Genomic DNA, 20118 nt, shown 5'->3' on the forward strand with positions numbered 1-20118 from the left:
ACAGCCCAGCCCGCCCATGACCGTGGAGATCTTCAGCGCTACCGATGTCGGCCGCGCCCGCGACAACAACGAAGACTCGGTGGCGCTGGACCCGGCCGTGAGCCTGGCCGTGCTGGCCGACGGCATGGGGGGTTACAACGCCGGCGAGGTCGCCAGCCAGATGCTGACCTCCTTCATCACGGCCGAGCTGGGCCGCTGGCTGAAGGAAACCAGCAACAAGGCCACCGCTGCCGACGTGAAGCGGGCGATGGACATCTGTGTCGACAACGCCAACCGCGCCATCTTCAACGCGGCCAACACCAATCCGCGCTATGCCGGCATGGGCACGACCCTGGTGCTGGCCGTGTTCCGCGACGAGGGCCTGCTGCTGGGCCATGTCGGCGATTCGCGCGCCTACCGTTTGCGCAACGGCCAGCTGAGTCAGCTGACCCGCGACCATTCGCTGCTGCAAGAGCAGCTCGATGCCGGCCTGCTGACCCCCGAAGAAGCCGCTTATTCCAACAACCGCAATCTGGTGACCCGCGCGGTTGGCGTCGAGGACACGGTGATGCTGGAGCTGCATCAGCACGAGGTTCAGCCGGGCGATCTGTTCCTGCTGTGCTCGGATGGACTCTCCGATATGCTGGACGACGACGCCCTGGCTCAGTTGCTCTTAAGCCACCCTTCGCTGTCGGAAGCGGCTCAAGCCTTGATTGATGCGGCCAATGACATGGGCGGCAAGGATAATATTGCGATTGTGTTGGCCCGCGCCGAGGGTCCCGCCCGGGCGACCGGCCGGACATGGTGGCCCTTCGGTCGTAAATAAGGTCGGGTCCGAATCGGCGGCTTGGAGCGGCCGGCCGGCACGCAAAACAGACAACAGGACTTGAGGTCAAGCATGGGCAAGCTGGTGGTTTCGCTCGATGGGGTGGTGATCAAGGAGGTGCAGATCACCAAGGACAAGACCACCCTGGGGCGGCGGCCTTACAACGACATCGTGATCGACAACCTGGCGGTCAGCGGTGAGCATGCTGTGCTGCAGATGGTGGGCGCCGATGTCTTCATCGAAGACCTGAACTCCACCAACGGCACCTATATCAACGGCAAGGCGATCAAGAAGCAGTTGCTCAGCAACAGCGACGTCGTCGAGATCGGCAAATACAAGATCAAGTTCCTGCTGGAAGACAGCGTGGACTACGAGAAGACCATGATCCTGAAGCCCGGCTCCGCCGTGCCCAGCGGTTTCGGTCTGCCCTCGTCCTTCGGCGCCCTGGGTTCGCCCGCCAGCACCGCGCTGCCGGCCACCATCAAGGTGCTGACCGGCGCGGCCGCCGGCCGCGAGGTCAGCCTGACCAAGGTGGTCACCACGGTCGGCAAGCCCGGCGTGCAGGTCGCCTCCATCACCAAGCGCCCCAGCGGCTATGTGTTCGCCCATGTGGAGGGCGGCGCCCGCCCCAGCGTCAACGGCATCCCCCTGGTCGGTGAATCGGTCGCGCTGAAGAGCGGCGATGTGATCGAGCTGGCTGGCACCCAGATGCAGTTCGTCCAAGCCGGCCTCTGAACCCGACGGCTGAAACCGGCAGCCTAGGCCGGGCCCGCCGTGCAGCAAATCACGCCACCGCCCGACATCGCCACGGCCGTCCCCTGATCGGCTGAGAAACGCGAACTACGCAGCTAGGCAGGGCTGCCCGGGGCGCGTAAATTGAGACGGCGCCCACAATCTCGTGCGCCATCTCCGACTCCGACGCATGAACATACATGTCCTGGGCTGCTCCGGCGCCATTGCAGCGGGCTACAAGACCAGCGCCTTCCTGCTCGACGACGACATCCTGATCGATGCCGGCACCGGTGTCGGTGACCTCGGCCTGGACGCCCTGGCCCGCATCGACCACATTCTGGTCAGCCACTCGCACCTGGACCACATCCTGGCCATCGGACTGCTGGCCGACACCGTGCTGCGCCTGCGCGCCCAGGCCGGCCGCCCGCCTATCCAGGTCCACGCGCTGGCAGCGACGCTGGACGCGCTGCGCCAGCACATCTTCAACGGCGTGATCTGGCCCGACTTCACCCGCCTGCCCAGCGCCGAGCACCCGGTGCTGAGCCTGCAGCCCTTCGAGATCGGCCAGCGCCTGAACCTGGGCGGCCGCGAGATCGAGGTGCTGAATGCCGAACACACGGTCCCGGCGGTCGGCTTTGCGGTCGACTCACCTGCCGGCTACTGGGTCTACACCGGGGATACCGGTCCCAACCCGGCCCTGTGGCAACGCCTGTCCGAGATCAAGGTCGCCCATCTGGTGATTGAAACCGCTTTTGGTGACGACGAGCGCCAACTCGCCCGCATCAGCCGCCATCTCTGCCCCACCGCGCTAGGCCGCGAACTGGCCCAGTTGGGCGGCAGCGTCGCGGTCCACATCACCCATATCAAACCCGGCGAGATCGACGCGGTGATGAGCGAGATCGGTGCCCTGAGCAGCCCGCACAGGATCAGCGCGCTGAAGGCCGGCGACATCCTGAGCCTCTGAACCGCGCCGGCCGCCGGGCCGACTGACAAAAATGGTCAGATCCCCGAAGCCAGGACAAAACGCGCGGCCCCGGGTGACCAAAATGGTCGCTTCAAGCCCGCAAGCCCCCAGAATTCCGTGAGATCCGTCACGGCAAAGGCGATCAAAAGCCTGGCACGGCCCCTGCATTCAGGGGGAGTGTCTCTACCCCTCAATGCATTTCTTTTCTTCCCAGGAGTCCCCATCATGAGCATGAAGCGCGTCCAACAAGGTTTCACCCTGATCGAACTGATGATCGTCGTGGCGATTATTGGTATCTTGGCTGCTGTGGCGATTCCGCAGTACAAGGACTACACCGCCAAGTCCAAGGCTGCCGCTGCGCTGGGGAGCTTGAACTCCCTGAAGACGGCGATCGGTTTGTGTGCGCAAGAGCAAGGCGCACTGACCAATTGCGACACCGGTCAACCCGGCATTCCGGCCTATACCCCCAGCAAGGAAATTACTGAAGCAACCGTCGCGGATGGCGTTATCACCGCAACGTTGGCCGCCGGTATCGGTGCCGCCGGCGCCGTGACGTTCACCGTCAGCCCGAACTTTGCAGCCAACGATACCAATTCGAATATCGTCTGGACGGTAAATGCTACCAACGTCACCACCGATGCAGTGAAGAATTATCTGATCAAGGGCAACGTGTAAGGGCCTCCGACTCCATACGTGACCATAGGGCAAGATACAGCCAGCTTTTACTGCTGTCTGAACTGAAACCCTCTCCAAAGAAAGCGCCTTCGGGCGCTTTCTTTGTTTTCTTGTTCCTGAGTGAGTCGAGCAGGAGCCATGCGCAATGGACTTCTGTCGCTCGTCGCGCCATAAGACAGGGACCTGTTTTCGCGATCAACCTTGTTGCCGTCCGCGAGGAACCGAAATGCGTCCAAATAGCGGCGCTATTTCGCAATAGCTAGCTCCGCCCCGCCCACCTGAAACACCCCCTCCCCGCCCCCTTCGCCCGATACAGCGCCTCATCCGCGCTGGCCAGCAGCTCTGCCGCCACAGGTGGGTCGCCGGACCCACCGTCATACGCCGCAATCCCCATGCTGGTCGCCAGCTGCAGCGGGCCGGTGGGCAGCTGCACCGGTGCCTGCATCGCATGCAGGATCTTGCCGGCCACCAGTTCGGCCTCGTCGGGCTGGTGCAGGCCCTCCAGGATCAGCACGAACTCGTCGCCGCCCAGCCGCGCCACCATATCGGTGCCGCGAACGCAGCGGCTCAGGCGCCGGGCAAACTCCTTCAGCACCTGATCACCGGCCGCGTGGCCGAGTCCGTCATTGATCTGCTTGAACTTGTCGATGTCCAGGAAGATCAGGGCCATGCCCTGGGAGTTGCGGCGGCTGCGGGCCAGCGCCTCGTCCAGTCGCTCGTCGAACTGGCGCCGGTTCGGCAGGCCGGTCAGTTCGTCGACGCGCGACAGCCGGTCCAGATGCTGCTCGACCAGCTTGGCCGCCGTGATGTCGGTGGCTAGCGTGTAGACGCCGGCCACAGAGCCGTCCTCCAGCAGATCGGGGATGTAGTCGGCGCGCAGCAGGCGCTTGACGCCGCCCGCCTCGGCCTCGGTCTCGAAGCTGGCCCGCTCGCCGTCCAGGGCCTGCTGCAGGGCCTGGCGACGCGGCTCATAGGCCTCGGGGCCGATCAGCTCGGGCAGACGCTGGCCCAGGGCGCGAGCCGGGTCGATGTCCATCCAGGGCTTGAAGGTCGCGTTCAGGAACTGCAGGCGCTGCTCGCGGTCGATATAGGAGATCAGCACCGGCAGGTTGTCGGCAATGGTGCGCAGCCGCCGCTCGCCCGCCTGCAGCTGGCGCAGCGCCTGCTGCAGCTCGGCGGTGCGCTGCTCGACGCGCTGCTCCAGCGAGGTGTTGAGCTCGGCCAGCGTTGCGTCCTGCCGGGCCTGGCGGGCCGACAGATCGGCCAGCGCGCCTGACAGCAGGGCCACCTCGCGATAGCCCCCCACCCGCGGCAGCGGCTCATCGCCCAGATGGCGCCGGGCCGAGATCACGGCGGCCAGGCGCTCCAGCGGCGCCGACAGGCGGCGCGCCAGCAGCCAGGCCAGCGGCACGGACAGGGCCACCAGCGCCAGCGCCACCATCACGATCTGGCCGCGCAGCCTCTGGTAGTCGGCCAGCGCGACGCTGGTCGGCGTGCGCATCAGGATGGTCCAGCCCAGGCCCGGGTAGCTGCCCTGGCCGCGCGTCGCGGCCGTCACCGCGAAATAGTCGATGCCGGCATCGCTGTAGCGCCGGGCCGTGCCTATCGTGCCCATATCGAGCGCCAGCTTGCGTCCTTCCAAAGCCGGGGGGCCCAGCAGCACCGTGCCGTCCTGCCCGATCACCAGGGCCTCGGCCGCATGCGACTCCATCGCCGCGTCGATCAGTTCGTTCTTGATCTGGCGCGCCCAGGCCCAGCTCAGATGCACGCCGAACACGCCCAGATAGCGGCCGCGCTCATCGCGCAGCGGCAGCGCAAAGTCGACAAAGCGCCAGGGCTCGCTCTGCTTGGGCAGCAGCTTCTCCAGCAGCACCGCCGCATGCACATCGCCGACGAAGGGGCCGGCCTTGCCGCCCTGCCACCAGGGCCGCTTAGCGACATTGACCCCTTCGAGCAGGCCGCCGCCGGCGGCCAGCACCTGGCCCTCGGCATCGGTCACGCCCAGCCAGGCGAAGTGACCAAAGCCCAGCCGGATCTGCTCCAGCGCGCGGCGCATCGCCGGCACATCGTCGTGGCGCTGAAACAGCTCCAGCTGCGACAGCACCTTGACCTCCTGGAACTGCTGGGCCATGCCGCGGTCCAGTGCATCACGGAAGTCCAGCGCGATCTGGCGCAGCGACTCGGTCGCGCGCCGCTCGGCATGGGCGCGTGCGAAATTCTCGATCAGCCAGGCGCAGCTCAGCACCGCCAGCAGCACCGCCGTCAGCACGGCCGCGGTCAGCCAGCTGCCCAGCGAGAGGCGGTCCTTGCGGGGGCGGGTCAGGTCTTGCGTCGCGACAGTCATGGGCCGCTTTGTAGCCCGGTCGTCGATGCACCGCAAGTCGGGCGACGGGCATCGCGCACCAAGCCAGCACATGGCCGATTCATCAGCCGCTGGCCGAACGCACCAAACTCGGGCAAGCTGCACTGCAGGCAAGCAAAGCAGGCCTGGGCACAGCCCTTGCGTCTATCGCGATTCAAGCCGACGGAGTCTTTCTCAACATGCATGCGCTCACCCTTCCCGCCCCGGGCCACTATGACGAGATGCTGCTCGCCGACGGGGCCATACGCCCCCATTACCAGGCCTTCGACCAGTGGCTGCAAGCCCAGACGCCCGAAGCCCTGGCCAAGAAGCGGGCCGAGGCCGACCTGCTGTTCCACAAGGTGGGCATCACCTTCGCCGTCTACGGCGACGAGGCCGGCGCCGAGCGCCTGATCCCTTTCGACACCGTGCCGCGCATCGTGCCGGCCAGCGAATGGCAGATGCTGGAGGCCGGACTGCGCCAGCGCGTCACCGCGCTGAACCGCTTTCTGTGGGACATCTACCACGATCACGAGATCATCAAGGCCGGCCTGATCCCGGCCGAGCAGGTCTTCGCCAATGCCCAGTACCAGCCGGCGATGCAGGGCCTGGACCTGCCGCACGGCATCTACGCCCACATCACCGGGGTCGACCTGATACGCCACTCGGACGGCGGCTACTACGTGCTGGAAGACAATCTGCGCGTGCCCTCGGGCGTCAGCTATATGCTGGAAAACCGCAAGATGATGATGCGGCTGTTCCCCGAGCTGTTCTCCCGCTATCCGGTGGCCCCGGTCGCGCATTACCCGACCCTGCTGCTCGACACCTTGCGGCATGCGGCCGAGGTCGAGAACCCGAATGTGGTCGTGCTGACCCCCGGCCCCTTCAACAGCGCCTATTTCGAGCATGCCTTCCTGGCCCAGCAGATGGGGGTGGAACTGGTCGAGGGTCAGGACTTGTTCGTGAAGGACGACTACCTCTATATGCGCACCACCGTGGGCCCGAAACGGGTCGACGTGATCTACCGCCGCATCGATGACGCCTTCCTCGACCCGCTGGCCTTCCGTGCCGACTCGATGCTGGGCGTGCCGGGTCTGCTGTCGGTCTACAAGCAGGGTCATCTGATCCTGGCCAATGCGATAGGCACCGGCGTGGCCGACGACAAGTCCATCTACCCCTATGTGCCCGACATGATCCGCTTCTATCTGAAGGAGGAACCCATCCTGCACAACGTGCCGACCTGGCAATGCCGCAAGCCGGCCGATCTGGACCATGTGCTCAAGCACATGGCCGAGCTGGTGGTCAAGGAAGTGCACGGTGCCGGCGGCTACGGCATGCTGGTGGGCCCGGCCTCGACGGCCGCCGAGGTCGACGACTTCCGCGCGCGGGTCAAGGCCAACCCGAGCAACTACATCGCCCAGCCGACCCTGTGCCTGTCGAGCTGCCCGACCTTTGTCGAGGCCGGGATCGCACCGCGCCATATCGATCTGCGGCCTTTTGTGCTGAGCGGCCGCGAGATCAGCATGGTCGCCGGCGGGCTGACGCGTGTCGCCCTGAAGCAGGGTTCCCTGGTCGTCAACTCCTCGCAAGGCGGCGGCACCAAAGACACCTGGATCCTGGAAGGTGTGGAGCCCCCAGGTTCACTTCGTTCACTGCCCCCCGAGGGGGCGCAGGCCTCCCTTGGGGCGGCCCGGCGGGAGTCCTGATCATGTTGTCACGTACCGCCTCCCAACTCTTCTGGATGAGCCGCTATCTGGAGCGCGCCGAGAACCTGGTGCGCATGCTCGATGTGACGCACTCGCTGTCCCTGCTGCCGCAAAGCCGTGGCGCGATGACCGAGCTGGCCGCGCCGCTGGCCGTCACCGGCACGCTGGAGTCCTTCACACAAAGCCAGTCCTCGCTGGACCCCGAGCATCTGTTCAACTTCATGGCGCTGGACCTGAGCAACCCGGCCTCGGTGCTGAGCTGCCTGAAGGGCGCGCGCGAAAACGCCCATGCGGTGCGCGGCCAGATCACCGCCGAGATGTGGGAGGCCATCAACAGCACCTGGCTGGAGGCGCGCAGCTTCCCCAAGCGCGGCATCCCCAGCGTCTCGAGCTTTTTCGACTGGGTCAAGGAGCGCTCGCACCTGTTCCGCGGCGCCACCTACGGCACCCTGCAGCGCAACGATGCCTACAACTTCATCCGCCTGGGCACCTTCATCGAGCGGGCCGACAACACCGCCCGCCTGCTCGATGTGAAGTCGCAGCTGATCGAGCCGGCGGTCGAGAGCCTAGTGCCGGTGGACGTGCCGGTCGAGAGCGCGCCCGACTTCTATGCCTGGAGCGCGCTGCTGCGCTCGCTGTCGGCCTTCGAGGCCTATCACGCGGTCTATCGCGAAAGCCTGGACGGCCGCCGCGTCACCGAGCTGCTGATACTGCGGCCCGATATCCCGCGCTCGCTGCGGGCCTGCTGCGACGAGATCGTCGCGATCCTGCCGCATATCGAGGCGAAACCGGGCGCGCAGGATGCCGGCCGCGAGGTCAAGCGCCTGGCCGGCCAGCTGGCGCTGCGGCTGGAGTACGGCGCGGTCGACGAGATCCTGGACGCCGGTGTGCACCGCTGGCTGACCCAGTTCCTCGAAGAATCGGCCCAGCTCGCCAACGCGATCCGCGAAGCCTATCTGGAAGCCAACTGATGCGCCTCGCGATCAGCCATGAGACGGTCTACCGCTACGACCACCCCGTCAAGCGCAGCACCCAGTACCTGCGCCTGACACCCACCGACGGCGCCGGCCAGCGCGTGCTGCGCTGGGTGCTCAGCCTGCCGGGCCGGGCCAGCCGGGGCAAGGACGCCTATGGCAATGTGATGCATGTGCTGAGCATGGACCGGCCGCACAGCGAGATCCGGCTGCGCGCCGAGGGCCTGGTCGACACCGTTGACGGCCCGCCCCGGCCCGACCCGCAGGATGCCTTCCCGCCCGAGCTGTTCCTGCGCGACTCGGCCCTGACCCGCGCCGATGCGGCGCTGCGCGCCTTCGCCCAGGCCCATGCCGGCGGCGTCGCCGCCGACACCCGCGACGGCCTGCTGGCGCTGATGCAGGCGCTGGGTGTGCAGATGCCCTACACCCCCGGCTTCACCGATGCCGCCACGCCGGCGGCCGAGGCTTTCGAGCGCCGGCTGGGCGTCTGCCAGGACCATGCCCAGGTGTTTGCCACCTGCGCGCGCCTGCTGGGCGTGCCGGTGCGCTATGTGTCCGGCTATCTGGCCACCGACGACCACCATGTGGCCAGCCATGCCTGGGCCGAGGCGCGGCTGACCGAGGGCTGGCTGGGCTTCGACGTCAGCAACCAATGCCTGGCCGACGGTCGCTATGTAAAGCTGGCCATCGGCGCCGACTATCTGGACGCCTGCCCGGTGCGCGGCATGCGCCTGGGCGGCGGCGGGGAGGCGATGCAGGCCCAGGTGCAGGTGACGCTGACGCCGCCGGCTCAGTAGTGCGGCGGCAGCTCGTCGCGCAGGCTGCGAAAGCCCACGCTCTCGGCCGGCGCCGTGGCGCGCTCGCGCAGCGCGGCCAGCTCGTGCAGCAGCGCATCGATCTGCTGCTGCTGGCGGATCACGGTCTGGTTCAGGTGGTCGACCAGGTCTTCGGTGAAGCTGGCCTTGATCTCCAGATCGGTGAGGCGTTGCTCGGTGTCTTGGGCTTTGTCCATGGCGATATTGGACCTCAAGCCGGCCCCTCGCTCACCACTGCGTGGTCGGCAGGGTGGCCAGCCCGGTCCAGCGCTTGATCATCGCTGCCAGCTGCGCGCGGTTGACCGGCTTGGTCATGAAGTCGTTCATGCCGGCCTGCAGGCAGCGCTCGCGGTCGCTGGCCAGCGCATCGGCGGTCAGCGCGACGATGGGGGTGCGCCGGCTGCCGTCCTGCTCGGTGGCGCGGATGCGCTGGGTGGCCTCGTAGCCGTCCATCTGCGGCATATGGCAGTCCATAAAGATGATGTCGTACTGCCCCTTGCGCGCCACCGCCTGGGCGGCCTGGCCGTCGTTGACCACATCGACCTGGCAGCCCAGCATCTTCAGCATGCCCTCGACCACCATCTGGTTGACCGGGTCATCCTCGGCCACCAGCACATTGACCGTCACCGCCTCATGGGCGCTCTCCAGCGGCGCGGCCACCGTGACGGCCTCCTCGCCGGCGACCTGCAGCGGCAGGTCGATCCAGAAGTGCGAGCCCTGGCCCACATCGCTGTCGACATTGACCTGGCCGCCCATCAGCTCGGTCAGCTCCTTGACGATGGCCAGCCCCAGGCCGCCGCCGCCGTGGCGCCGGGTGCTGGAGCTGTCGACCTGGGTGAAGGTGTCGAAGATGGTCTCCAGCTGCGAGGCCGGGATGCCGATGCCGGTATCGCGCACCGAGAAGCGCACGCGCAGCGGCTGCGCCTCCAGCACCAGCACCTCCAGGCGCACGCTGCCCCGGTCGGTGAACTTGACCGCGTTGTGCAGCAGATTCACCAGCAGCTGGCGCAGGCGTGTCGCGTCGGCCAGCACCCGGGGCGGCAGCTTGACCGAGGCATGGGCGCTCAGCGTGACCGGCTTGTCGCGCGTCGTCGCCATCACCAGCTCCAGCGCCTCGCCCACCAGGGCGCGCAGGTCCAGCACCACCGGCCGCAGCTCCAGCTTGCCGGCCTCGATGCGCGACAGGTCCAGCACATCGTCGATCAGGCCCAGCAAGGCGGTGGCCGAATGGTGGGCGGTCTGCACATAGCGCTGCTGGATCGGGGTCAGGGTCGTGCCCATCAGCAGCTCGGCCGCGCCGAGGATGCCGTTCATCGGCGTGCGGATCTCGTGGCTGGTGGCCGCCAGAAACTGCGACTTGGCCTGGTTGGCCTGCTCGGCCTGGCGCCGCGCCGCGTCCAGCTCTATGGTCTGCAGCTCCAGCGCATGGGCTTTCTGCTCCAGCTGCTCGACCAGCAGATGGGCGGTGCGCACCGCCTCGCGGGCACGCCGGCGCAGCCGCTCCATCACCAGGCCGGTGGCGGCCAGATAGACGCCCAGCAGATACATCGAGGCGGCAATGCCCAGGCGCTCGTTCCACAGGGCCCGGGCCGGGTCCAGCGCGGCGATGCCCAGCCCGTAGGCCAGATAGGCCAGCGTGATCACATGGACGAAATAGAAGGCGCGCCTGAAGCCGAAGCCGATCTGGTCGACCACCCGCACCAGCATGAAGTAGGCAAAGAACAGCTGCCCCTGCTCCAGCAGATAGAGCGTCGGCAGCCAGGCCAGCACATCGAGATTGAAGAAGACCAGGCTCAGATCGACCCGCCCGCTGCGCCCCCAGCCCAGGCGCAGCGCCAGCCAGCCCAGCAGCGCATAGCCCATATTGAAGGCCATCAGCACCATCAGCTCGGGCCGGGCCAGTCCGCCGCCGGGCATATTGAGCAGCGCGATCACGCTGAGGATCGCGAAACCCAGCAATCTCAGTGCCGGAATCTGCTGGGTATACAGCCGACGCGCCCGCGCCGCCTTGCGCTGGGCGAGCAGGCCCGCATCCAGCGTAAAGCCGGTGTCACGGTCGAGCACTGCTGCTGTCTTGCTGTCCACAAAGCCCTCGCTGCCAACGCATCGCCAAATGGCGGGCTTCGCAGAATACCCGGGCAATCCCTAGTCTGTCGTACTGTTGCCGACGTTTACATCTGGCCAGCTCAGACCGGTCCCAGCACCCGCATCGAGTAGTCGACCGCCTTCACATCCTTGGTCAGCCGACCGATCGAGATGCGGTCGACGCCGGTGGCAGCGATCCAGCGCAGCTGGTCAAGCTCGACCCCGCCCGAGACTTCCAGCAGCGCCCGGCCGGCCGTCACGGCCACCGCCTCGCGCATCATCGTCTCGCTGAAATTGTCCAGCAGCACGCTGAGCGCACCGGCGTCCAGCGCCTGCTGCAGCTCGGCGATGCTCTCGACCTCGATCTGGATGTCCACGCCCGCGTTCAGCGCCTGGGCCGCACGCAGCGCCGCTGCGACACCGCCGGCCGCCGCGATATGGTTTTCCTTGATCAGAATGCCGGCATAAAGGGCCAGGCGCTGGTTCGCGCCGCCGCCGATGCGCACCGCATACTTCTGCGCCAGGCGCAGGCCCGGCAGGGTCTTGCGCGTGTCCAGCACGGCGCAGCCGCGTGGATTGGTGCTGGCGCCGGCGATCGCGTCGACATGGGCACGGGTCAGGGTCGCCGTGCCGGACAGCAGTTGCAGAAAGTTCATCGCCGGCCGCTCGGCCGACAGCAGGGCCCGGCCGTCGGCCTCGATCTCGCAGACCACGGTGTCGGCGCTCATGCGCGCACCTTCCTCATACAGCCACTCGATGCGGGCCGTCGCATCGAGCGCGGCGAACACCCCGTCGAACCAGGGGCGCCCGCACAGCACGGCGGCCTCGCGCACCCGCAGCTGGGCCTTGACGCGGCGACCGGCCGGCACCAGCCGGGCGGTCCAGTCGCAGACCCCGATGTCTTCCATCAGCGCCTCGCGGATATTGCGCTCGCGGGCTTGGTCCAGGCTCTCGTTGTGATCGAACATCGCTCAGTCGGGGTCTTTGATCGTGAGGCTCAGATTATCCAGGCCCTCGATCACGCCGGTGATCACATCGCCGGGCTTGACCGCGCCGACGCCCTCGGGCGTGCCGGTGTAGATCAGATCGCCCGGGCCCAGGTGGTAGTACTGCGACAGATTGGCGACGATCTCGGGCACGCTCCAGATCATGTCCGACAGATCGCCGCGCTGCTTCTCGACACCGTTGACCGCCAGCGTGATCGCGCCGGCCTTCGGGTGGCCGATCTCGCTGGCCGGCACCAGCTCGGTGATCACGGCCGAGTTCTCGAAGCCCTTGCCGATGTCCCAGGGCCGGCCGTTGGCCTTGGCGGCGTTCTGCAGATCGCGGCGCGTCATGTCCAGGCCGGCGGCATAGCCCCAGATGGCCGCTTCGGCGGCCTCGGGCGCCACCTTGAAGACCGGCGCGCCGATCGCGATCACCAGTTCCATCTCGTAATGGAAATTGCTGGTGCCGGGCGGATAGGCGATGCTGGCGCCGGACGGCACCAGCGCATTGGCCGGCTTGCTGAAATAGAACGGCGGCTCGCGATCCGGATCGCTGCCCATCTCGCGGGCATGGGCGGCGTAATTGCGGCCGACGCAGAAGATGCGGGCGACGGCGTAGCGCTGGCGGCTGCCGCGCACGGCGACACTGGGCTGGGCCTCGGGAGCGAAAACATAGTCGGTCATGATGGGCGGGACGATGCTGTGGATGGCGCAGCATAGCCAAGTCGACGGGGAGCCGGGTTGCGGGCTTTGCGTAGTCGGGCAGCGCCCGTGCGCATCCCGGCTACCATCGCGCCCAATGCTGATGTCCAAGTCCCTGCCCGCCCTCGTGCTGCTGGCCCTGCTGGTCGGCTGCGCCAGCCGCGCGCCCGCCCCCAGTACCGCGCCGGCCCCGCGACCGACGCCGCCGGCCGGCGGCTGGCCGGCCCGCGATGGCCCCGATGCGGTGATCCCGCCCGATCTGCACAAGGTGCCCGATGCGGCGCCCAAGCTGGAAAACATCCGCAAGGGCGGGCCCAACAAGCCCTACGAGGTGCTGGGCCAGCGCTACGAGCCGATGGCGGGCGACGAGCCCTTGATCGAGCGTGGCCTGGCCTCCTGGTATGGCCGCAAGTTCCATGGCCGGCCGACCGCCAGCGGCGAGATCTACAACATGTATGCGATGACGGCCGCGCATCCGACCATGCCCATCCCCAGCTATGCGCGGGTGCGCAATCCGAAGAACGGCCGCGAGATCATCGTCAGGGTCAACGACCGCGGCCCCTTCCATCGCGGCCGCATCATCGACCTCAGCTACACCGCCGCGCTGAAGCTGGACCTGCTGCGCGGGGTCGGTGCGGTCGAGCTGGAGCGGCTGACCTATGAGGACATCCGCACCGGCGCCTGGATGCGCGGCAGCGAGCCGGCCGCGCCGGTCGAGCCGCCGCCCGTCTATGTGGCCAGCGAAGCCAGCGGCGCGCCGGCGCTGAGCACCACGGCCAGCGTCGCAGCGGTGCCGCCGGCCGCCATGCCCGCTGCCACCGCCGTGCCCACCACCGACCCCGCCGCGCTGCTGGCCGACGAGGCCCCGCTGCCGCAGATACGCACGGTAGCCGCACCGGGCTTCTGGGTGCAGCTCGGCGCGTTCTCGCAGCTGGCCGGGGCCGAGTCCTTTCGGCAGCAGCTGCTGAAGGAGGCCGACTGGATGGCCCCGTTGCTGGCCGTCTTCAAGGACCGCGCGCTGCACCGCCTGCAGGCCGGCCCCTACCCGACGCGCGAGGACGCGCGCCAGGCGGCCGAGCGGGTGCGCCAGGCGCTGGCGCTGCAGCCGGTGGTGGTGGAGCGGCGCTGACCCCCTAGGAAATTGGATAGCGGCTGCATCCGATCGGGGATGCGGGGCGTAAGGACAGCAGGTTGGCATTGGGCCAACCGCCATCCGGAGACGCCTCATGCAATGCAAAGCCTCATCCCAGGTGCGCCCGCGCGCCACCTTGATCGCGCTGGCCGTCGGCCTGTTGTTGGCCGGCGGCGCCCAAGCCTCCAGCCACCGCGAAGCCCCTTTCATCACGACCGTGCCCAAGGTCGATGCCAGCGACTTCTATATGTTCGCCAGCTACGAGGCCGGCCGCAGCGACTATGTGACCGTGATCGCCAACTACCTGCCGCTGCAGGATGCCTACGGCGGCCCGAACTACTTCTCGCTCGATCCGAACGCGCTCTACGAGATCCATATCGACAACAACGGCGACGCCAAGGAAGACCTCAGCTTCCAGTTCCGCTTCAAGAACAAGCTCAACAGCGTGACCTTGCCGATCGGTGACAAGAATGTCGCGATCCCGCTGATACAAGCCGGTGCGGTCAGCGAGCCGCGCGCCGCCACCCTCAATCTGAACGAGAGCTACACGATAGACATCGTGCGCGGCGACCGCCGCAGCGGCAGCCGCCAGGCCGTCAGCAATGCCAGCGGCGGCGGCACCAGTTTCGACAAGCCGGTCGACAACATCGGCGTCAAGACCATTCCGGACTACGCTGCCTATGCCGGCAAGCATGTGCACAGCATCAACATCCCCGGCTGCGCGATGCCGGGCAAGGTCTTTGTCGGCCAGCGCAAGGACCCGTTCGCGGTCAATCTCGGCACCATCTTCGACCTGGTCAATGCGCCGGTCGGCGTGATCACCGACCCGACGCTGATCGGCGCGGTCAAGAACACCATCGACGACAAGAACGTCACGACCCTGGCGCTGGAGCTGCACAAGAGCTGCCTGACCGCCGGCACCGAGACCGTGATCGGCGGCTGGACCACGGCCAGCCTGCGCCAGGCCCGCGTGCTCGACCCGAGCCCGAAACCCGGCCACCAGAGCACAGAAAAGGCCGGTGGCGCCTGGGTGCAGGTGTCGCGCCTGGGCATGCCCCTGGTCAACGAGGTGGTCATCGGCCTGCCCGACAAGGACCGTTTCAACAGTGCCAAACCCAAGGACGATGGCCAGTTCGCCACCTATGTGACGAACCCCAGCCTGCCGGCCCTGCTGGAGATCGCGCTGGCCCTGCCCGGCACCGCGCCGAAGAACCTGCCGCGCACCGATCTGGTCACGACCTTTCTGACCGGCATCAAGGGCGTCAACCAGCCCGCCAATGTGGTGGCCTCGGAGATGCTGCGGCTCAATACCGCGATCGCGCCGGTGCCGTTTGCGCAGCAGAACCGGCTCGGCGTGGTCGGCAACATCCTGGCCGGCGGCAACGATCTGGCCGGCTTCCCGAACGGCCGCCGCCCCAAGGACGATGTGGTCGATGTCTCGCTGATCGCGGTGATGGGCGGCCTGTGCATGGCCAATGGCGATACCAATGCGCTGGGCTTCGGTGCCGACTGCAAGCCCTCGAATGTGCCGCTGGGCGCCACCGCGCTGAAGCTGCACGACGCGGTCGACCAGGCCACGGCACCGCTGCTGGCCGGCTTCCCCTATCTGTTCACGCCGGTCGGCGGCACCAAGTAAGGAGCAGGCCATGAGAACCTTCAACAAGACGATTCTGCTCGGCTTGCTGGCCGGCGCGTTGCTGAGCGCCTGCGGTGGCAGCGATCATGAGGACGTGGTCGTCGTGCCGCCGCCGGTCGGCCCGGCCCAGGTGCCGGACAGCGCGCTGGCCTCGTCGGCCAGCTTCACGCAGTTCGCCATCGAGCAGAGCCAGACCGCCAGTGACAGCGCCGAGCCGCTGGGTGCCGACAATGTGTCGGTGCCGCCCAGCAGCGAGACCGACGAGCCGGTCTCGCTCGGCTGAGCCGGGGGCAGGGTCATGCGTATCACATTGTTCTTGCTGTGCTGCCTGGCCCTGCCAGCCGTCGCTGAGCAGCCCTACACCCCGACCAGCGACACCGAACTGGTGGAGCGACTGCCCAAGCGCCTCGGCGCCGAGCAGCGCCGCCTGCGGGACCAACTGGGCGCGGCCCCGACCAACCTGCCGCTGGCGCTGCAACTGGCGCGTGAGGCCATCGCGCGGTCGCGAGCGCTGGGCGACCCGCGCGAGCTCGGCCTGGCCCAGGCCGCGCTCGCGCCCTGGTGGAGCCAGCCGGCGCCACCGGCCCCGGTGCGGCTGCTGCGCGCGACGATTGCGCAAAGCCAGCACCGCTTCGACGCGGCGCTGGCCGATCTCGATGCGCTGCTGGCCACACCCGGCACCTCGCCGACCATCCAGGCCCAGGCCGAGCTGAACCGCGCCGCACTGCTGCAGCTGCGCGGCCGCCTGTCCGAAGCGCAGGCCGGCTGCCAGCGCCTGGCCGATTCACGCGGCGATGGCGCGCTGCATGGCCGGGTCTGCCTGGCCGAGCTGGCCAGCCTGCAGGGCGGGGGCGACGCGGCCGCTCAAGAGCTGGCGCGGCTGGCCCGCCAACCCGGCGCACCCGCCGGCTGGATCGCGCTGCTGCGTGCCGAGCTCGCACACCGACGCGGCGAACCGACGGCCGAGGCCCTGTACCGCAGCGCACTGGACCTGAACAACGATGTCTACACCCGCGCCGCCTATGCCGACTGGCTGCTGGAGCGCCAGCGCTGGCCCGAGGTGGTCGCGCTGCTGCAGGGCCAGGCGTCGGCCGACGCGCTGCTCTTGCGCCTGGCGATTGCCTGGCAGCGCAGCGGCGACACGGCCCGCGCCAAACCGGCCGTGGCCGAGCTGCAGGCCCGCTTCGAGGCCGCAGGGCTGCGCGGCGACGGTGGCCATGAGCGCGAGCTGGCCCGCTTCGCGCTGGACCTGCAAGGTGATGCCAAGGCCGCGCTGGCTCATGCCGAGGCCAACTGGGCGCAGCAGCGCGAGCCGGCCGATGCGCTGCTGCTGGCCCGCGCGAGGGAGGCCGCACGATGAGAGCGCTGACATGCCTGTTGTCGATCCTGCTGTGTCTGCTCGCGCTACCGGCCCAGGCCCACAAGCCCAGCGATGCCTATCTGCGCCTGAACCTGCAGGGTGCGACGCTGGAGCAGCGCTTTGACATCGCACTGCGCGATCTGGACCGCGAACTGGATCTGGATGCCGATGCGGACGGCGCGCTGCAATGGGGCGAGCTGCGCTCCCGCGCCCCGGCGATCCAGGCCCTGGCCGAGCAGGGCCTGAGCCTCGATCTGCGCGATGCCAAGGGCCAGGCCTGCAAGCCCGACGCCTATCGGCCGCTGCAGATCAGCTCGCACAGCGATGGCCGCTATGCGGTGCTGAGCCGCAGCTGGCACTGCGAAGCCCCGCCGCAAGACCTGACCCTGAACTACCGGCTGTTTGCCGCCAGCGACCCGACCCACCGCGGCATTGCCCGGCTGGAGCAAGGTACGCACGAGGCCCGGCTGCTAGTGCTGGCACCCGATGGCCGGCCACAGCAGCTCAAGCTGGGCGACGCCGCCGCCGCACTGGGACTCGGCGGCTTCTTCCTCGAAGGCGTGCACCACATCTGGATCGGTATCGACCACGTGTTGTTCCTGCTGGTGCTGCTGCTGCCGGCGGTGCTGCTGCGGCTGTCGGTCAGCTGGGCCCCGGCCCCGGTGTTGCGGCCGGCGCTGGTCGAGGTGGTCGGCGTCGTGACCGCCTTCACCGTCGCCCATTCGATCACGCTGGGCCTGGCCGTCTTCGGGGTGCTGGACCCACCATCGCGCTGGGTCGAATCACTGATTGCGGCCAGCGTGCTGCTGGCCGCGCTGAACAACCTCTGGCCGGTGGTCAAGCAAGCACGCTGGAAGCTGAGCTTCGTCTTCGGCCTGATCCATGGCTTCGGCTTTGCCGGTGCGCTGAGGGATCTGGGGCTGGGGCAGGGCGCGCTGGCCGGGCCGCTCTTGATGTTCAACCTGGGCGTCGAGGCCGGGCAGCTGCTCATCGTCGCGGTCTTCGTGCCGCTGGCCTGGTTGCTGCGAAAGCAAAGTTTCTACAGCCGCTGGCTGCTGGGCGGCGGCTCGCTGCTGGCGGCGGCGCTGGCCCTGGTCTGGCTGCTGGAGCGGGCCTTCGATCTCAAACTGCTGGAGTTGTCATGAAACACCGGATTGCCGCGCTGGCCCTGCTCGCGCCCTTGGGCGCGCTGGCCCAGGTCGAGAAACTCGACAAGGTCGAACTGCTGGGCCACTACCAGCTGGGCCTGGGCCAGGCCAGCGCCGCCAGCGAGGGCTCGGTGCGGGCCAGCCTGATCGAGGCGCGGCCGGTGTTGCGGCCGGCCGAGCTGCTGGAGTTCGTGCCGGGCATGATCGTCACCCAGCACAGCGGCGACGGCAAGGCCAACCAGTACTTTCTGCGCGGCTTCAATCTCGACCACGGCACCGACTTCGCGACCTTTGTCGACGGCATGCCGGTGAATATGGTCAGCCATGCCCATGGCCAGGGCTATAGCGATCTGAATTTCCTGATCCCCGAACTGGTCCAGCGCATCGACTACCGCAAAGGCCCTTACTTCGCCAGCGACGGCGATTTCGCCTCGGCCGGCAGCGCCCGGCTGCGGCTGCGCGACGAGATGGGGCCAGGTCTTGCCAGCCTGACGCTGGGCGGGCACGGCCATGCCCGCGCGCTGCTGGCCGATGGCGGCGGCGCCGGTGCCGGGCGCTGGCTGGGCGCGCTGGAGCTGCAGGGCAACGACGGCCCGTGGGAAACACCGCAGCGCGCACGCAAGTTCAACGGCCTCTTGCGCTACAGCGAGCGCACGGCCGAGGGCTCGCGCTCGCTGAGCCTGATGGCCTACCGCAACCGCTGGACCGCCACCGACCAGATTCCGCAGCGCGCGGTCGATGCGGGTGATCTGGGCCGCTTCGGCAGCCTGGACGCCAGCGACGGCGGGCGCAGCCAGCGCTGGTCGATCTCGGGCCAGCTGCAGCGCCAGATGGCCGATGGCAACTGGCAGGCCAGTGCCTACCTGATCCACTCGCGTCTGAACCTGTTCTCGAACTTCACTTTTTTCCAGGACGACCCGGTCAACGGCGACCAGTTCGAGCAGGCCGAGTCGCGCCGCGTGCTCGGTGGCGAGCTGAGCCGGCGCTGGCAGTTCCAGTGGGCCGGGGCCGAGCAGCAGATCAGCCTCGGCAGCCAGGCCCGCCACGACCGGCTGAGCCCGGTGGGCCTCTATGCCACCGCGCAGCGCCAGCGCCTGGGCACGACGCAGGAGAGCCGGGTGCGCGAGAGCAGCCTGGGCGTCTACGCCGAACTGGCCAGCGGCTGGACGCCCTGGCTGCGCAGCGTCGTCGGCCTGCGTGCCGACGCGGCGCGCTTTCACGTCGACAGCTCGATCGCGGCCAACAGCGGCCGAGCCAGCGACCGCCAGCTCAGCCCCAAGCTGGCCCTGGTGCTCGGTCCCTGGGCCAGCACCGAGTTCTTCATCAACTACGGTCGCGGCTTCCACAGCAATGACGCGCGCGGCACGACGGCGCGGCTCTCGCCCAAGCAGGGCACGGCGATAGACGCCGTGCCGGGTCTTGCCGCCAGCCGCGGCGGCGAGCTGGGCCTGCGCGGCGAGTGGCTGCCGGGCTGGCAGACCAGCTTGGCGCTGTGGCGGCTGGAGCTGGACTCGGAGCTGGTCTTTGTCGGCGACGCCGGCGATACCGAGGCCTCGCGCGCCAGCCGGCGCCAGGGCCTGGAGCTGAACAGCCACTGGCGCCTCGGCCGCGACTGGCAGCTGGACCTGGACTGGGCCGCCTCCCGTGCTCGCTACCGCGACCCGGCCCCCGAGGGCCAGCGCGTGCCCGGCGCGGTCGACAAGGTGGCCTCGCTGGGCCTGAGCTGGGCCGAGCCGGGCGCGCCCTGGTCGGGCCAGCTGCAGCTGCGCCATTTCGGCCCGCGCGATCTGGTCGAGGACGGCTCGCAGCGCTCCCGTGCCACCACCCTGGCCTACGCGCGCGCCAGCTGGCGTGCGACGCCGCGCGTCACCGTGAGCCTGGATGTCTTCAATCTCTTCGACCGGCGCGCCAGCGACATCGACTATTTCTACGAGTCGCGCCTGGCCGGCGAAGCGGCGCCGGTGGCCGACCGGCATTTCCACCCGGTCGAGCCGCGCGGCCTGCGCCTGACGGTGGCGATGGCGCTGCGCTGAGGCCACGGGGCGGCCGGCATGCCA

The 20118-nt window shown here is 68.3% G+C and carries 18 protein-coding genes; 13 read left to right on the plus strand and 5 right to left on the minus strand.

Annotated elements, in window-relative coordinates:
• Nucleotides 1-16 precede the first annotated feature (16 nt).
• The 4 genes from O5M90_RS15050 to O5M90_RS15065 all read left to right on the plus strand — a co-directional run bounded on the left by O5M90_RS15050 (nt 17) and on the right by O5M90_RS15065 (nt 3176).
• On the plus strand, nt 17-805 hold the full coding sequence (locus O5M90_RS15050) for a Stp1/IreP family PP2C-type Ser/Thr phosphatase (RefSeq protein WP_137945440.1): 789 nt from the start codon (nt 17-19) through the stop codon (nt 803-805).
• Nucleotides 806-877: 72 nt separating this feature from the next.
• Entirely contained in the window at nt 878-1540 is a 663-nt protein-coding gene (locus tag O5M90_RS15055) for an FHA domain-containing protein (protein ID WP_137945441.1), read from the plus strand.
• A gap of 187 nt (nt 1541-1727) precedes the next feature.
• Nucleotides 1728-2501 carry an MBL fold metallo-hydrolase gene (locus O5M90_RS15060; protein ID WP_269839382.1) on the plus strand — a complete coding sequence of 258 codons (774 nt, stop codon included), beginning with the start codon at nt 1728-1730 and terminating at the stop codon, nt 2499-2501.
• Between the two features lie 225 nt (nt 2502-2726).
• The gene (locus O5M90_RS15065) at nt 2727-3176 is read left to right on the plus strand and encodes a pilin (RefSeq protein WP_332909467.1); all 450 of its coding nucleotides are present in this window, start codon (nt 2727-2729) and stop codon (nt 3174-3176) included.
• Between the two features lie 259 nt (nt 3177-3435).
• Here O5M90_RS15065 and O5M90_RS15070 read toward each other — a convergent pair whose 3' ends face one another.
• A complete protein-coding gene (locus tag O5M90_RS15070) occupies nt 3436-5520 on the minus strand; it encodes a diguanylate cyclase domain-containing protein (RefSeq protein ID WP_269839383.1) in 2085 nt (694 codons plus the stop codon).
• A gap of 197 nt (nt 5521-5717) precedes the next feature.
• On the opposite strand from O5M90_RS15070, the gene O5M90_RS15075 reads away from it, so the two are divergent.
• From O5M90_RS15075 to O5M90_RS15085, 3 genes are read left to right on the plus strand one after another with little or no spacing between them, the layout of a single operon-like run.
• The gene (locus O5M90_RS15075) at nt 5718-7223 is read left to right on the plus strand and encodes a circularly permuted type 2 ATP-grasp protein (RefSeq protein WP_269839384.1); all 1506 of its coding nucleotides are present in this window, start codon (nt 5718-5720) and stop codon (nt 7221-7223) included.
• 2 nt (nt 7224-7225) lie between these two features.
• On the plus strand, nt 7226-8194 hold the full coding sequence (locus tag O5M90_RS15080) for an alpha-E domain-containing protein (RefSeq protein ID WP_137945445.1): 969 nt from the start codon (nt 7226-7228) through the stop codon (nt 8192-8194).
• The gene (locus O5M90_RS15085) at nt 8194-8994 is read left to right on the plus strand and encodes a transglutaminase family protein (RefSeq protein WP_269839385.1); all 801 of its coding nucleotides are present in this window, start codon (nt 8194-8196) and stop codon (nt 8992-8994) included. Before O5M90_RS15080 ends, O5M90_RS15085 begins: the two co-directional genes overlap by 1 nt.
• Here the strand turns inward: O5M90_RS15085 and O5M90_RS15090 are convergent.
• From O5M90_RS15090 to O5M90_RS15105, 4 genes are all read right to left on the minus strand, one after another.
• Nucleotides 8988-9209: a SlyX family protein gene (locus tag O5M90_RS15090; RefSeq protein ID WP_137945447.1), complete on the minus strand. Its 222-nt coding sequence runs from the start codon at nt 9207-9209 to the stop codon at nt 8988-8990. The two genes, O5M90_RS15085 and O5M90_RS15090, sit on opposite strands and share 7 nt — an antisense overlap.
• A gap of 31 nt (nt 9210-9240) precedes the next feature.
• Nucleotides 9241-11097, minus strand: a complete 1857-nt coding sequence (locus O5M90_RS15095; RefSeq protein ID WP_137945448.1) for an ATP-binding protein — start codon at nt 11095-11097, stop codon at nt 9241-9243.
• Nucleotides 11098-11198: 101 nt separating this feature from the next.
• Nucleotides 11199-12065, minus strand: coding sequence for a carboxylating nicotinate-nucleotide diphosphorylase (gene nadC / locus O5M90_RS15100; RefSeq protein ID WP_269839386.1), 867 nt, complete (start codon nt 12063-12065; stop codon nt 11199-11201).
• Nucleotides 12066-12068: 3 nt separating this feature from the next.
• Nucleotides 12069-12767 carry a fumarylacetoacetate hydrolase family protein gene (locus tag O5M90_RS15105; RefSeq protein WP_137945450.1) on the minus strand — a complete coding sequence of 233 codons (699 nt, stop codon included), beginning with the start codon at nt 12765-12767 and terminating at the stop codon, nt 12069-12071.
• A 121-nt stretch (nt 12768-12888) separates the two neighbouring features.
• Here O5M90_RS15105 and O5M90_RS15110 point away from each other — a divergent pair, with 121 nt between their 5' ends.
• The 6 genes from O5M90_RS15110 (at nt 12889) to O5M90_RS15135 (ending at nt 20094) form a co-directional block, all read left to right on the plus strand.
• A complete protein-coding gene (locus O5M90_RS15110) occupies nt 12889-13914 on the plus strand; it encodes a septal ring lytic transglycosylase RlpA family protein (protein ID WP_269839387.1) in 1026 nt (341 codons plus the stop codon).
• Nucleotides 13915-14011: 97 nt separating this feature from the next.
• On the plus strand, nt 14012-15553 hold the full coding sequence (locus O5M90_RS15115) for a DUF4331 domain-containing protein (protein WP_269839388.1): 1542 nt from the start codon (nt 14012-14014) through the stop codon (nt 15551-15553).
• Nucleotides 15554-15563: 10 nt separating this feature from the next.
• Nucleotides 15564-15836 (plus strand): hypothetical protein, encoded by a 273-nt coding sequence (locus O5M90_RS15120; RefSeq protein WP_269839389.1) that lies wholly within the window; start codon nt 15564-15566, stop codon nt 15834-15836.
• A gap of 15 nt (nt 15837-15851) precedes the next feature.
• A complete protein-coding gene (locus O5M90_RS15125; RefSeq protein ID WP_269839390.1) occupies nt 15852-16913 on the plus strand; it encodes a hypothetical protein in 1062 nt (353 codons plus the stop codon).
• Nucleotides 16910-18058, plus strand: a complete 1149-nt coding sequence (locus O5M90_RS15130) for a HupE/UreJ family protein (RefSeq protein WP_269839391.1) — start codon at nt 16910-16912, stop codon at nt 18056-18058. Before O5M90_RS15125 ends, O5M90_RS15130 begins: the two co-directional genes overlap by 4 nt.
• Nucleotides 18055-20094, plus strand: a complete 2040-nt coding sequence (locus O5M90_RS15135; RefSeq protein WP_269839392.1) for a TonB-dependent receptor — start codon at nt 18055-18057, stop codon at nt 20092-20094. The genes O5M90_RS15130 and O5M90_RS15135 overlap by 4 nt, the downstream gene beginning before the upstream one ends.
• Nucleotides 20095-20118: the final 24 nt, after the last annotated feature.

The organism is Paucibacter sp. M5-1, from assembly GCF_027498415.2.
Classification (GTDB): Bacteria; Pseudomonadota; Gammaproteobacteria; order Burkholderiales; family Burkholderiaceae_C; genus Roseateles_E.

What these genes read in the sequence shown, in the direction of transcription:
- O5M90_RS15050 (WP_137945440.1), top strand. Translation starts at nt 17, where the DNA reads ATGACCGTGGAGATCTTCAGCGCTACCGATGTCGGCCGCGCCCGCGAC.
- O5M90_RS15055 (WP_137945441.1), top strand. Translation starts at nt 878, where the DNA reads ATGGGCAAGCTGGTGGTTTCGCTCGATGGGGTGGTGATCAAGGAGGTG.
- O5M90_RS15060 (WP_269839382.1), top strand. Translation starts at nt 1,728, where the DNA reads ATGAACATACATGTCCTGGGCTGCTCCGGCGCCATTGCAGCGGGCTAC.
- O5M90_RS15065 (WP_332909467.1), top strand. Translation starts at nt 2,727, where the DNA reads ATGAGCATGAAGCGCGTCCAACAAGGTTTCACCCTGATCGAACTGATG.
- O5M90_RS15070 (WP_269839383.1), bottom strand. Translation starts at nt 5,520, where the DNA reads ATGACTGTCGCGACGCAAGACCTGACCCGCCCCCGCAAGGACCGCCTC.
- O5M90_RS15075 (WP_269839384.1), top strand. Translation starts at nt 5,718, where the DNA reads ATGCATGCGCTCACCCTTCCCGCCCCGGGCCACTATGACGAGATGCTG.
- O5M90_RS15080 (WP_137945445.1), top strand. Translation starts at nt 7,226, where the DNA reads ATGTTGTCACGTACCGCCTCCCAACTCTTCTGGATGAGCCGCTATCTG.
- O5M90_RS15085 (WP_269839385.1), top strand. Translation starts at nt 8,194, where the DNA reads ATGCGCCTCGCGATCAGCCATGAGACGGTCTACCGCTACGACCACCCC.
- O5M90_RS15090 (WP_137945447.1), bottom strand. Translation starts at nt 9,209, where the DNA reads ATGGACAAAGCCCAAGACACCGAGCAACGCCTCACCGATCTGGAGATC.
- nadC (WP_269839386.1), bottom strand. Translation starts at nt 12,065, where the DNA reads ATGTTCGATCACAACGAGAGCCTGGACCAAGCCCGCGAGCGCAATATC.
- O5M90_RS15105 (WP_137945450.1), bottom strand. Translation starts at nt 12,767, where the DNA reads ATGACCGACTATGTTTTCGCTCCCGAGGCCCAGCCCAGTGTCGCCGTG.
- O5M90_RS15110 (WP_269839387.1), top strand. Translation starts at nt 12,889, where the DNA reads ATGTCCAAGTCCCTGCCCGCCCTCGTGCTGCTGGCCCTGCTGGTCGGC.
- O5M90_RS15115 (WP_269839388.1), top strand. Translation starts at nt 14,012, where the DNA reads ATGCAATGCAAAGCCTCATCCCAGGTGCGCCCGCGCGCCACCTTGATC.
- O5M90_RS15120 (WP_269839389.1), top strand. Translation starts at nt 15,564, where the DNA reads ATGAGAACCTTCAACAAGACGATTCTGCTCGGCTTGCTGGCCGGCGCG.
- O5M90_RS15125 (WP_269839390.1), top strand. Translation starts at nt 15,852, where the DNA reads ATGCGTATCACATTGTTCTTGCTGTGCTGCCTGGCCCTGCCAGCCGTC.
- O5M90_RS15130 (WP_269839391.1), top strand. Translation starts at nt 16,910, where the DNA reads ATGAGAGCGCTGACATGCCTGTTGTCGATCCTGCTGTGTCTGCTCGCG.
- O5M90_RS15135 (WP_269839392.1), top strand. Translation starts at nt 18,055, where the DNA reads ATGAAACACCGGATTGCCGCGCTGGCCCTGCTCGCGCCCTTGGGCGCG.